The following is a 14,175-nucleotide window of genomic DNA, read 5'->3' as shown; positions in this document are numbered from 1 at the left end:
TTTCAAATCTACGCTAGTTACAATCATTAAGTTTTATCCATTATTATTCATTAAAAGGCGTTTTCATCCGTTCATTTTGTTCATAGGATATTTGTTACCTAAAATCATTTCGGCTATTGCATAATTTTGATGACATTAGCATTATCATCCTCTATTTAATGAATACAAACGAATTGCTCTCTCAATTAAAGAAATTCGTTCTTATAAAATCTGGACTCAGAAATATTGATCCGGCGCATTGTAAGACTATTTCTGAGCTAATTTTCAAAGAAACTAAGAACTACGTCAGCGAAACTACCGTTAAACGTTTTTTTGGCTTTGCCCAAACTTTGCATAAATTTTCCCTGTTCACATTAAATAGTTTATCTCAATATGTTGGTTTTTCTGATTGGGAAGCCTTTTGTAAAGAAAAAGAAAACGAAGTACCAGATGTAGACGATGTTTGGCAAGGACTAAAAATCAGAACCCAGGCCATAACCGATATTTCATTAATCGCGAAAAAAAATAGTTCAGGAGTACCTTTCAATGCCACCGCAAAGCGGAATTTTCTTTACAGCGATTTCGATTACTTTCTTAAAAACGACTACCAGTTTACAACCATAAGTGCCCAACCTGGTCAAGGAAAATCTATATTAATCGCCCACTTAGTAGAGCATTTTTTTTACAATGAAAATGCACCTTACAAATCCGACATTGTACTATTAATCAATTCAGGAACGATTATCGATATCATTCAGAATGGTTTATCGCTGAAAGATTGGTTTTTAAAAGAGTTTAAATTTTCGGGCATAAGTGAGCTAATTGCATATTTCTTAAAGCATCCTAAACAGTGCAAAGGTCGTATCGTTATTATCATCGATGGTATCGACCAATATTTATCTGTAGATAAATATTTTAAAATCTTCATTGATTTATTGCACAGCATACAACACAGCAATTTCATTAAGGTTGTTATTGGACTAAGGGTTAACAATTGGGTTAATTTACAGCCTGCAATCACTGGTTCGGCTTTTTTAAATAATGCTTGGTACAAAGGTTTGTTCTTTGATGAGGATAAAAACACTAGCGTTCCGGCGCTTAACCAAGAAGAAGTTTTATATACGCTAAGCAAAATAGAAGGGAAATCAATTACAGAAAACGATTTGCATCATGGTTTGTTAACCCAGTTTAAAACGCCATTTTGGTTGCAGATTTATTACAAGCTAAAACAAGAAGTAAAAACCCTTGAGCTGAACAACCAATTGCTTTGCCTCGAATTGATAAACTACTTTTTAGAGAATAAAATTTTCCTATCAAAAAATAGCACCGAAAAGATATTCATTCTTAAAGAAATTAGTCGTGTAATTACTCAAGGTGCGGTTGGGCATAGAGTGGCAAAAGAAGATATTCTCACTCATATAAGCGCTTATCCCGAGGCTTATCAGGAGCTGTTGTTTGGTGGTATTTTGATTGAAGAAAAAAGGCTAACAACGGCAATTCCAACAGAAATTGTGAAGTTTCTTAATGATGACATTTACACCTATTTCTTGTTTCTTCAACTTACCGAAAAATTCCAATTCAAGCCTTGCAAAGGTTTCTTTGAAGAAATTTTATCGAAATATGCCGAAGAACATGCTATAAGAGAACATTTATTAAACTGGAGCATTCGTTTTTGCATTAACAGGAACGAAATACAAGCCTTAAAAGATATTTTTAAACTTCCATTTACAAACGAAGAAAAAAACAAATCATTTAATTTTATATGTGATGTAGCCCTTTTTGAATTGGGTAAAACCGATTCTAAATTTAATGCCCACACCATTGATATTAATTTCATTGATATCATGGTTAGCGGCAGAATAATGAGCAAACATTATAAATCTGTAATTAAACAATTATCAGAAAAGGTTTTTGATGAGAACATTCAAATCATTCTTAACGTAATAAGCTGTAGCATTTCCATTGTGGATATGGATAAAGCCGGACTTGCAGAAAGTATGCAGGTTTTAAAGCGATATAACAAAGAATTGCTAGAGCTTTTCCCGATAAATCCTTACGATTTGATTCTGTTTTTCAACAACATACTCGTTGGCAAACCAAATAACAGCAAAACCCTGCTCGAAAAAATAGATGCATTTTGCCAAATAATTTGCAAGAGTAAACCATTACCGAACAGATTATTAAACAGTTACGAGATGATTGCTTATCGTTTATCCATCATTGTACTGTTTAGCAATAAAAACTATAAAGAATGTGCTGATTTGTGTGAGGCAATTATTAAAAAATATCCAAACATTTTTTACTTGCGTTCATCTGTTTTTCCATCGTTTTTATTGGTTGCGATTGCCCAAAATAATTTAAAATTGAACAAATTAAAAACTGCACAGCGTGTAATTAATTTATTGGGCAAGCTTATAAATAATCCGAATAGTTACTATACTCCGTATATTTTAGCTTCTTATATTTTAGCCAAGGCAAACTTCTCTAACTATACTGGCAATTATAAAAATGTACTTATTGAAGTTAATAACGGCATGGAAGTAGCCGCTCATCACAAACTTCAGATTTTTGAAATGTCGTTTCAGTTGATAAAAATTGATGCTTTAAAACACATTAATGATTCGGAAAGTGTATCGCAAGCCATTAAAGATTTATTAAATTACTTAAGCGTTAACAAACTAACCTTGCCCGATTTTGTAAACCTGAACGACGAAAAATTCAACCACAGTTTTAAGATTCTCAAATCTTACAAATCGAACTAATTTCGGTTCGAAATCTCTTTACTAAATCGATTTGTAACAGTTTCAACGCATACTATCTTCTTTAAACTTATCTATTTAAAATTTATTACTTTCGAAATAAAAAACGAAAACCAATGAAAAAATCGATCATTCTTTTTGCCCTTTTCGCAGTGTTTTGCAGCACAATAATGGCGCAGGAAGCAAACACACTAACAAAAAAAGAAGTAAAAAAAGGTTGGAAATTGCTGTTTGATGGTAAATCATTAAATGGCTGGCATACTTATTTAAGAGATACCGTTGGTTCAAAATGGACGGTACAAAATGGTGCAATTGTTTTCGATCCTAACCAACCAAGAAATGGTGGTGGCGATATCGTAACTAACCAGGAATTTGAAAATTATGAACTAAACCTGGAGTGGAAGATTTCCAAAGGTGGAAATAGTGGAATTATTTTCGACATTCAGGAAGACCCAAAGTTCAGAGCGACTTATTTAACTGGCCCTGAAATGCAGGTTTTAGATAACATTGATGCCGCAGACAATAAAAAAGAGAACCATTTAGCAGGATGTTTATATGATATGTCGGGCGATGCAACTGTATCGAAGCCTAAACCCGTTGGTGAGTGGAACAAAGTTCGTTTAATTCAAAATAAAGGGCATTTAACTTTTTACCTAAACGGGATAAAAACATTTGAAGGCCAGATTGGAAGCGATGAATGGAATAAATTAGTCGAGAACAGTAAATTTAAAGATAAGGCATTCGCAAATTTTGCAAAAGTTGCAAAAGGAAAAATCGCCTTACAAGAGCACCCAGGCTCTAGCCAATGGAGAAATATTAAAATTAAGCAACTTTAATTTTTGTTTGGACATAAAAAAGGATTGGTGAATAGCCAATCCTTTTTTGTTTAATTCTTTTTACTTACAACCCCAATTCATCATAACCTAGCATTCCATTTTCATTAAAAATATTCTAATGATATAGTTTGTTTTTGCAACTAAAAACGTTATTTCTATCTAATTTCGAATATATAGCTTCCGGCAGGTAATTCTTGCTTGTTGCTAATTACTTTTCCATTTAAATAAACTTGCTTTCCGGCTATTTCTGGCAAGGTTAAACTCGCGCTAGAATTGGCCGGAATTTTAACGTCATATTTTACACCTTTCGCTGTTCTTTTCCACGAAGATAAAATTGTACCGTAGAGACTTTCATGGCTGACGGTAAAATGCTCCAATCCTTCGACAAAATGGGGCTGCAATAAAATATTTTTAAAGCCTGGTTGTTTTTCATCAACTTTAATCCCACCGATTCCCTTGAAAAACCAGCCACCAATTTCCCCAAACATCATGTGGTTATCCGAAATGTCTCTGGTGGCCTGCATATCCCAATTTTCGTGGAGTGTGGTAGCGCCGTTTACGATCCACCAACCCCAACCCGGATAGGTATCTTGTGCAGCAAGTTTGTAAGCTGTTTCTGCCTGTCCGTTATCACTTAAAGCATTTAAAACTGCCTTTGCACCCAAAACACCAACATCTATATGCATGCCATCTGCCGCAACACGTTTAGCCAGATTTTCAGCTAATTTTGAGCGGTATTGCTCTTCAACAATATTCCATTGTAGCGCCATGCTTAGCTCAGTTTGTACGCCAGAGCCATAAGTCACTTTCTCCGCGTCAAAATATTTAGCATTAATCGCTTTTTTGATTTTATCTGCCAATGCGCTGTAAATCAGATAGTCGTTTTGCTTATTAAATAGCTTTGCAGTTTTAGCCAAAATATCAGCATCAACATAAAAATAAATAGAGGATGTATATTCTAAATTTGATGTAGATTTAACAGGCACCCAATCACCCCTTCCGAAAGTGGTTAAACCATCCTTGCTGATGTTATTTACATAATCTACATACTGTTTGATGTTCTTGTAATTATCGGATAATGCTTTCGTATCGCCATAAAACATGTAAATATTCCATGGAATAATGGCAATTGTACTGGTCCAGTCGGTGCCATTCGCGGTACCATAACCCCAACCACCCGTTGGAATAATATCAGGCAAAACGCCATTGGGCTGCTGCTCATCACGGTGGTCGCCCAGCCATTTTTCGTAAACGGTTACTGCATCAAAATTGTACAATCCGGTTTCGATGGCAAAATGTCCATCTCCTGTCCAGCCGTTTTTTTCCCTTTGCGGACAATCCGTCGGAAAACCAAACAGGTTGGATAAGTATGAATTATTGGTTGCCCACCAAATTTTATCGATTAACGGGTTTGAGGAAGATATTTTACCGGTTGATGGAACATCGCTATGCATAAAATAAGCCACCAGGTTTCGATCTTCTAACTTAATAGGTTCACTGGATGTAACTTCCACATACTGAAAACCTTTATAATTGAACAGCGGCATAAATTCTTCTTCGCCCGTTCCGTTTAAAATAAAAATATCGGTTTGAAATGGATCGGCATCATCTTTCGGACGATAATAAACATCGATATTTGATAAATCTGCTCTTCCATTTGCAGATAATCGCTCTGCGTGCTTTAATTTAATTATTGTTCCTTTTGTACCAGAAACCTTTATTTTACTCACACCAGCAATGTTTCTGCCTAAATCATACAGATAAGTTGTATCGTTGAATTTGCGCAGGCTTTTAACTCTAATTTCCTCCACATTACGGATTGGGTGCATGGTTTGAGAAACAATATTTTTGGAAGGCGTTGCCCGAAGGTTTATGCCACGCCATTTTGAATCGTCAAATTCGGCCTTGTTCCATCCTTTTTGCTCCAAACGGGCATCGTAATGCTCTGCAGTATAAATATTATTTGAGATAATTGGCCCTAAACTGGTTTTCCAGTCGCTACCCGATGTTATGGTTTCAGTTGTACCATCGGTGTAGGTAATCCTTAAATCCAGACAAAAGGCTGGTCGTTGCCTCCAAGGCGCTTTATCAAAATTCCAAACGGCCATAGCCTGATGATTATACCAACCGTTGCCCAAAATAACGCCAACTGCATTTTTACCTTGTTGCAGATTTGCGGTAACATCGTAGGTAACATACAAGTTTCTTCTATCAAAACGGGTGTACATTGGATCTAAACGATGGTTGCCAACCTTCTCTCCATTCATATAAAGTTCGTACAAGCCTGAAGCAACAATATAAGCCCTTGCCGATTTCACTTGTTTTGCGGGTTCAAAAACTTTTCTGAAATATGGTGCCGGGCGTGTATTGATGTCATTTCTATCACTTATCCAGGTACCTTTCCAGTTTTCTACACCCATCATTCCAGTTTCAAAACTCGAAATCTTCGATTGAATTAATTTATTGTCTTTGTCCAAAACCTCAACCCGCCAAAAATATTTTGTAAACGGCAGTAGCGCTCTGCCTTTATAGGTGATTAAACTATTTCCAGAAGTAATTTTATCAGTATCCCATTGCACGTTCATTTTAGTTTTTAGCTGTAGAGAATCTGTACCGACAATAATTCTATATGCCTTTTGAACAGCTCCTTTTATACTGTCATCCATCATCCAGGATAAACGGGGATTTGCATTATCAATCCCTATCGGATTTACCAGATGCTCACACTTAAGCTTCACAATTTCTGTGGCATTAACCCACGGTTGATTGAACAACAAAATAAGTAAGCACGTAGATGTTATTTTAGATAAATATGAATTCATTTTATTGTTTTAAGAATGAAATATATAGTTAGTAAGAATTATAAAACGTTTTACTAATATGATGTAATATGCAATTTTATTCCTTTGCGTCAAAAATTGAACGATAACTTTACATCCGTTTTTAATCTCATTTTAAGATGAGATGGTTATTTTTGTAAATGCTTAAAATCGGTATAGCTGAAGATGATGTTAAAATTTCGGGACTGTTAAAATCAGCCATCGAAGAAAACGGCTACCAAACCAGCTGTGTTTTTAATGGAACGGATGCACTTTCACTTTTTCTTAATGAGCAATTTGATTTGTTTATTATTGATGTAATGATGCCCGGTATTAACGGTTTGCAGGTTTGTAAATTACTTCGTGAGCAAAACATAAAAACCCCTATCCTATTACTTACAGCACTTGGAACCGTCGATGATAAAGTTACAGGCTTAGAATCGGGAGCAGATGATTATTTAGTTAAACCTTTTCACTTAAAAGAACTTTTAGCAAGGATTGCTGCGCTTTTAAGGCGCTCGAACAATTTAGAAAACACCCAAAATAATTTGCTTTGTTTTGATGATTTATGCCTAAACACAGCAAGTAAAGAGGTTACAAGAGCAGGCAAAAGCATTGAACTTAGCGCCAAAGAATTTATCTTACTCGAACTTTTTCTACGCAACCCAAACCGCTTACTTTCCAGACAATTTATTGCCGAGCAAGCATGGGATATTAATTTCGAAACAGGTACCAATGTGATAGATGTTTACATTAACTTCCTTCGCAAAAAAATCGAAAAGGGCTTTGAAAGAAAACTCATTCACACTAAAATAAACATGGGTTATATTTTGAAATAAATGAAAATTAAAGACCGCATAGCCCTGTATTTTACGCTGATTTGTACATCAGTGCTTTTGGCCGTGCTCTTTACAGTTTATTTTACTTTCATGAAATTTTTGCAAGCCGATTTTTTTGACAGGCTTACGGATAGAACAATGGTTACGGCAAAACTTTACCTCGAAGCCGATGAAATTAGTCGCGATGCTTTAAATTCCGTTCGCCATAAATATCTTCAAAAACTAAATGGCGAGGTAACCAGGATTTACGACAGCCATAACAGAGCAACTTTTATCGGCGATTCTGCACAGTATTGGTCAAAATCGACCATAGAAATGGTTCGTAATCGCAAACATTTAAAATATACGGATGGAGAAAGGCAAGTGGTTGGCATTTATTATAAAGATAACCAAGGCGATTTCGTTATTCTGGCATCAGCCGAAGACCAAGGTTCGCACAATCGGCTAACCAAGCTATGGAAAATAATGATTTTTGTATTTATCCTGATATCTGCCTTCGTTTTACTGCTGAGCCGTTGGGTTGCCGAAAAGATGCTAAAACCGCTAAATAAATTCCTTTTGGATGTTAAGCAAATCGATGCAAAAAACATGGAATTTAGAGTTGAGGAAAAGGCGAATAATGATGAGATAAATCAAATTGCCAAAACCTTCAACAAATTAATGGGAGAATTAGAGCAAGCCTTTATTTTACAAAAAACCTTTGTTGCCAATGCTTCGCATGAGTTAAGAACACCGCTTACCCGAATGATGATGAGCGCTGAACTTGCGCTTTCCAAAGAGCGGACTTTGCCAGATTATAAAAAATCTATTCATTCGATGCTCGAAGAATCTGAGAAGATGGAACACATCATTACAGGTTTGCTGGCTTTGGCAAAAATGGATATGGAGCTGATTCACGCTCAACGAACAAAAATTCTAATATCTGATTTGCTAACGGCTATAAAAACTGATTGGCAACATCAGCAGGGTTTAAATTTAACAGTAATCATTAACGGGAATATTGAAGATTTAAGCATTTTTGCAAATAAAACTCTAATTGCAATTGCCATCGATAACGTAATTTCTAATGCCTTTAAGTTTTCGAGAAACAAGAAAGTTGTTTTAACTTTAGAGCATAAAAATCAGGAAATATCCTTCCAAATTGAAGATAATGGTATTGGTGTAGCTTCAGAAGATGCCAATGAAATTTTTAAACCTTTCTACAGCAAATCAAAGGATTTAGGCTTAAATGGCGATGGTATGGGTCTTTACATCACTCAGAAAATTCTTGAAATATTTAAAGGAACAATAGAGTTATCTTCGGCCAAACCATCAGGAGCCATTTTCACTATCAAGCTTCCTGTACTTTAATCCGCTTTTAATTTCGATTTAATTTGCGTTTAATTCGCTAATAATAGTTTTGCCGCATGAGAAGAAATTCGGCATTACTCATTGTATTTTTAGGGTTTTGTTCCCTAACTGCCAAAAGCCAAAACGATACCTTAAGGTTAGATTTACCAAAAGCACAGGCACTGTTTTTAAAAAATAACTACGACCTTTTAGTCAGCAATTATCAAATAGAACAGGCTAAGGCCGAAATTATTACTGCCAAATTATTTGATAATCCGGAGTTGGAATATGAAAATCTATTCTACAACCACGAAACCAAAAAATTTCTACAAACCTCTGCCGAATTTGGTCAGTTTGCAGGTTCAGTTTCGCAACTATTCAAATTGGCTGGTAAGCGAAACAAAAACATAAAACTGGCTCAGGCTGGTGTAAAAATGGCCGAAATGGAGTATTTCGAGTTAATGCGAACACTCAGATTTGAACTAACGAACAATTTCTACAAGGCCTACTATGCTACGCAATCTGTAAAGGTTTTTGATGAACAGATTACCTCAACAGCGCAATTATTAAAAGCTTACGAACTGCAATTTAAATCGGGTAATGTTGCTCAGAAAGATTTAATTAGAATCAAATCGCTGCTCATCGGCTTAAAAGCCGAACGCGTGGAAGCTTTAAACGATTTGGAAGATAACTATAGGGATTTAAAATTGATTTGCGGTATAACTGCTGCAACGCCGATAGAACCAGTTGTTGAGCATAATAACAATCTAGAAGCCAATATTGAAAAATTCCCAATAGCAGCTTTGCTAGATTCTGCCCGGGCAAACCGACCGGATTTGAAGCTTGCTAAAACCGATTTACAATTTAACGAAGCTAATTTAAGTTTGCAGAAGGCAATGGCAATACCTGATGTGGAACTCGCTTTGAGCTACGATTATAAAGGAAATTTCCCAGAGAAATATACAGGTATCGGTATTAAGATTCCAATTCCGTTATTTAACAGAAATCAGGGTGAAATTAAAAAAGCCAAACTTTCTATTGATGAATCAAATCTCAAAATTAGCAGACAGCAAATTTTGCTCGAAAACGAAGTTTTAAACAGTTACAGAACCGCACTCAGAAACGAAAAATTAATTGATGAAATCGATATTGATTTTACCGCTGATTTTAACAAGCTGATAACAGCCCTGATAAAAAACTTTAAAGAAAGAAACATCAGTTTGATAGAATTTCTCGATTTGTACGATTCATACAAACAAAACACGCTTCAATTAAATAAACTTCAGTTCGAAAGAATGAGCTCCAGAGCTGAAATAAATTACGTAACAGGTTCAAATATTTTTAAATAAAAATCATGCAAATCATCCATAAAACCATCACTTACTGCTGTTTAATTTCTGTAATTGGTCTAAATTTTTCTTGCAGCGAAACTAAGAGCGAACCTGTTAAGGAAAAATTCACCATCACCGATTCGCTTTTAAATCGTTTGTTAATTGATACCGTTCAACAGGCGAACAGCAAAACAAACATCATGTTTTCGGCAAAAATTACGTCAAATGAAGAACGAAAATCAGAGCTTTTTCCAATGGTTAGCGGAACGGTTAATCAGGTAAATGTACGCCTGGGCGACCAGGTTAAAGGCGGACAAACACTGGCAACTGTTAAAAGTGCTGAAATGGCCGGATTTGATAAAGAATATATTTCGGCCAATGCCGAATTAAAAAATGCAGAACGTTCATTACAACAAGCAGAGTCACTTTTTCAAAGTGGTTTATCATCTGCAAAAGAACTCGAAGAAGCTAAAAACGATTTTCAGATAAAAAAAGCAGAGGTAAAAAGGGCTTCATCGGTTCTGCGTTTAAATGGTGGCAATAGTGCCGGGCTTTATACCATCAAATCGCCGATTAATGGTTTTGTAATTGAAAAACAGGTGACCAATAATATGCAGTTGCGTGGCGATAATGATAAAAGTTTATTCACAGTTGCCGATTTATCGAACGTTTGGGCGATGATTAATGTCTACGAATCAGACATTTCGAGGCTTAAAACTGGTGATGATGTAAAACTTTCTACACTTTCTTATCCAGAGAAAACATTTGATGGCAAAATAGATAAGATTTATAATCTGGTAAATGAAGATAGTAAGGTCTTAAATGCAAGAGTTGTAATTGCCAACCCGGGCTTCCTTTTAAAACCCGGAATGTTAGGAACTGTAAGTGTTACAGCGAGTTCAGGTATAGATTTACCCGTTCTAAATTCGAGAGCAGTGATTTTTGATGATAATAAAAATTACGTTTTAGTTTTAGATAATAACCAAAAAGTAACCATTAGGGAAATTGAAATTGGACGCAAAACAGCCGACAAAATATACGTTAGTAAAGGTTTAAATGCTGGCGAACGTGTAATCGCATCTAAACAGGTTTTTCTATTCGAAACGCTTAAAGCTCAATAATATCATCCCTTAGATTTCTGAATAATGAATAAATTCATTAAAAATATTATCGGCTTTGCGCTGAAAAACAAATACTTCATATTTTTCGCAACCTTTGTTTTAATCTTGGCGGGTTATCTTTCGTTTAAAAATACAACAATCGATGCCTTTCCTGATGTAACGAATACCAATATTACCATTATAACACAATGGCCGGGAAGAAGTGCCGAGGAAGTAGAGAAATTTGTAAGTCGGCCGCTGGAAATTGCCATGAATCCAACGGAAAAAAGAACCAGCATTCGTTCTTCTTCCCTATTTGGCTTATCAATTGTTAAGGTAAGTTTTGAAGATGATGTGGATTACGCCCAGGCCCGCGTTCAGGTTAATAACCATTTGGATGAAGCCGATTTACCCGATGGAATTAAGCCAGAAGTACAACCACCATACGGCCCGACGGGTGAGATTTTTCGATACACTTTAACCAGCGATGTAAAATCGGTGAGGGAATTAAAAACCTTGCAAGATTGGGTTATCCAACGCGAACTTTTATCCGTTTCGGGCATAGCCGATGTGGTCAGTTTCGGTGGAGAAGTTAAAACCTACCAAATAACGGTCGACCCTCAAAAGGCTATTCAATATGGTGTTAGCGCAACCGAACTTTTTGAAGCCGTTTCTAAAAGCAATATCAATGTTGGTGGCGACGTAATTGTACAAAGTGGACAGGCTTACGTTGTTCGTGGTATAGGTGTTTTAAATAATATAGATGAAATCAGAAACGTAGTTGTTGATAATGTGAATGGAACGCCAGTCTATGTCAAAACCATTGCCGATGTGATGGAATCGGCCCTACCCAGGCTTGGTCAAGTTGGCAGAGATAACGACCCTGACGTTATTGAAGGCATTGTTGTAATGAGAAAAGGTGGTAACCCAAGCGATGTTATTGCCCGTTTAAAAGAGAAAATTAGTGAAATAAATAATAATATCCTGCCGGATGATGTAAAAATTAAGGGCTTTTACGACCGTGAAGATTTAGTAAACTATTCGGTGCATACCGTGATGGGAAACATGCTCGAAGGCATACTTTTCGTTACGTTAATCGTATTCCTTTTTATGGCCGATTGGCGCACAACCTTAATCGTTTCCATCATTATCCCACTCGCCTTACTTTTTGCGTTTATCTGTTTAAAACTAAAAGGGATGCCTGCGAACCTTTTATCAATGGGCGCCATAGATTTCGGGATTATTATTGATGGTGCAGTGGTAATGGTTGAAGGTATTTTTGTGGCATTAGATGCCCGGGCGCATAAATACGGAATGGAACGCTTTAACAAAATGAGCAAACTCGGCGCAATCAAAAAAGCTTGCTTAGAAAACGGAAAGGGAATTTTATTCGCAAAACTTATTATTATAACCGGCTTAATGCCAATTTTTACTTTCGAAAAGGTTGAAGGTAAAATGTTTTCGCCACTTGCATGGACATTAAGTTTCGCACTTCTTGGTGCATTGATTTTAACCTTCACATTAGTACCCGCATTAGCAAGCGTTTTGCTCAAAAAGAATGTAAAAGAAAAGCACAACATTTTTTTAGAATGGATGACAAAAGCTACTTTGAAATTCTTTGATGTATGCTTCAGGAAAAAAAGACTTGTATTTTCAGTTTCAATGATTGTATTATTGCTTGGTGCATTGAGCTTTAAATTTTTGGGAACAGAATTTTTACCAAGCTTAGACGAAGGCTCTATTTATGTGCGTGCTACAGGTCCGCTGAGTATTTCATTAAATGAGACAAAGAAGCTTTCAAACGACATGAGAAAGATTTTCTTAACCTTTGATGAAGTAAAACAGGTAATGTCGCAAACTGGGCGACCAAATGATGGTACGGATGCTACAGGTTTTTACAACATGGAATTTCATGTTGATATTTATCCTAAAAAAGAGTGGAAACGCAAGCAAACTAAAGAACAGCTTATTGAAAGAATGCAGGAAAAATTAAAAAGTTTCCCTGGCATAAGTTTAAACTTTTCTCAACCAATATCTGATAATGTTGAGGAAGCCGTTTCTGGTGTTAAAGGTTCTATTGTAGTCAAAATGTTCGGCGAAAATTTCGAATACATCGAGCAACAGGAAGAGAAAATAGAAAAGATTTTAAAAACCGTTGATGGTATTGAAGATTTAGGAATTTTAAGAAACCTTGGTCAGCCGGAGTTACAAATAAACCTCGACCAAAAGAAAATGGCGCTATATGGCGTAAGCACAGCTGACGCAAATTCGGTAATTGAAATGGCCATTGGTGGTAAGGCAGCGACCGAAATTTTTGAAGGCGAAAAGAAATTTGATTTGATTATTCGTTACCCTGAAGATTTTAGGAATGATGAAACTTCAATTAGCAGGTTACGTATTCCTACTTTAAGTGGTTCAAACGTACAGCTTGGCGAAATATCCACCATTAGAAAAATAACCGGACCGAGTATGATTTATCGTGATAAACATAAACGTTATGGCGCAATTAAATTTTCTATCAGAGGCAGAGATATGGGCAGTGTGATTGCTGAAGCCCAGGAAAAAGTTGGAAAAGAAATTAAACTCCCTAAAGATTATAAATTAGAATGGGCTGGAGATTTTGAAAACCAACAAAGAGCAATTGCAAGGTTATCACAAGCAGTTCCTGTAAGTTTATTATTGATATTTTTCATCCTTTTTGTACTCTTTGGCAATATTAAAGATTCACTTTTAGTATTAAATAATGTGCCATTTGCAATGATTGGTGGAATTTTGGCTTTATTAGCAACTGGTGTAAACTTTAACATTTCTGCCGGCATTGGCTTTATTGCACTCTTTGGAATTTGCGTACAGAACGGGGTAATCTTAATTACCAAGTTTAAAACAAACATTGTCGAATTAAAGCACAAACTGGATTGGACTTTTGCCGATGCCATCCGTGATGGAATTGCCAGTAGATTCAGACCCGTATTAATGACCGCGCTAATGGCCGCAATTGGCTTAATGCCTGCAGCGTTATCGACCGGAATAGGCTCAGAAGCTTCAAAACCACTTGCAATTGTGGTAATCGGTGGATTAATTACAAATACATTATTTAACCTGTTTGTGTACCCTATTGTGTTTTACTGGTCATACAAAAGAAAAGTGCAGAATATAGTTTAGGCTAAAAGCAAAACCAGCAAG

8 protein-coding genes are annotated in these 14,175 nt (G+C 36.0%); 7 read left to right on the top strand and 1 reads right to left on the bottom strand.

All coding sequences use genetic code 11. The features are described from left to right. The first annotated feature begins 158 nt into the window (after positions 1 to 158). The gene (locus tag R2Q16_RS18695) at positions 159 to 2,741 is read left to right on the top strand and encodes a hypothetical protein (protein WP_316739373.1); all 2,583 of its coding nucleotides are present in this window, start codon (positions 159 to 161) and stop codon (positions 2,739 to 2,741) included. A gap of 113 nt (positions 2,742 to 2,854) precedes the next feature. Continuing rightward, on the top strand, positions 2,855 to 3,574 hold the full coding sequence (locus tag R2Q16_RS18690) for a DUF1080 domain-containing protein (RefSeq protein WP_316739370.1): 720 nt from the start codon (positions 2,855 to 2,857) through the stop codon (positions 3,572 to 3,574). 155 nt (positions 3,575 to 3,729) lie between these two features. On the opposite strand, the gene R2Q16_RS18685 is transcribed toward R2Q16_RS18690, so the two are convergent. After that, on the bottom strand, positions 3,730 to 6,396 hold the full coding sequence (locus R2Q16_RS18685; protein ID WP_316739368.1) for an alpha-L-rhamnosidase: 2,667 nt from the start codon (positions 6,394 to 6,396) through the stop codon (positions 3,730 to 3,732). Positions 6,397 to 6,554: 158 nt separating this feature from the next. Here R2Q16_RS18685 and R2Q16_RS18680 point away from each other — a divergent pair, with 158 nt between their 5' ends. The 5 genes from R2Q16_RS18680 to R2Q16_RS18660 are packed head-to-tail and all read left to right on the top strand — an operon-like array spanning position 6,555 to position 14,154. Beyond that, positions 6,555 to 7,232: a response regulator transcription factor gene (locus R2Q16_RS18680; protein ID WP_316739366.1), complete on the top strand. Its 678-nt coding sequence runs from the start codon at positions 6,555 to 6,557 to the stop codon at positions 7,230 to 7,232. Continuing rightward, positions 7,233 to 8,582, top strand: coding sequence for a HAMP domain-containing sensor histidine kinase (locus R2Q16_RS18675; protein WP_316739365.1), 1,350 nt, complete (start codon positions 7,233 to 7,235; stop codon positions 8,580 to 8,582). It abuts the gene before it with no gap. A 56-nt stretch (positions 8,583 to 8,638) separates the two neighbouring features. Then, positions 8,639 to 9,910 carry a TolC family protein gene (locus R2Q16_RS18670; protein WP_316739364.1) on the top strand — a complete coding sequence of 424 codons (1,272 nt, stop codon included), beginning with the start codon at positions 8,639 to 8,641 and terminating at the stop codon, positions 9,908 to 9,910. Positions 9,911 to 9,915: 5 nt separating this feature from the next. Next, positions 9,916 to 11,013, top strand: a complete 1,098-nt coding sequence (locus tag R2Q16_RS18665; protein WP_316739362.1) for an efflux RND transporter periplasmic adaptor subunit — start codon at positions 9,916 to 9,918, stop codon at positions 11,011 to 11,013. 24 nt (positions 11,014 to 11,037) lie between these two features. After that, positions 11,038 to 14,154 (top strand): CusA/CzcA family heavy metal efflux RND transporter, encoded by a 3,117-nt coding sequence (locus R2Q16_RS18660; protein WP_316739360.1) that lies wholly within the window; start codon positions 11,038 to 11,040, stop codon positions 14,152 to 14,154. Positions 14,155 to 14,175 lie beyond the last annotated feature (21 nt).

Source organism: Pedobacter aquatilis (assembly GCF_032678425.1).
Taxonomy (GTDB): domain Bacteria; phylum Bacteroidota; class Bacteroidia; order Sphingobacteriales; family Sphingobacteriaceae; genus Pedobacter; species Pedobacter aquatilis_B.
Note: the sequence above shows the minus strand (reverse complement) of the source record. Positions and strands in the feature narration are given on the sequence as shown.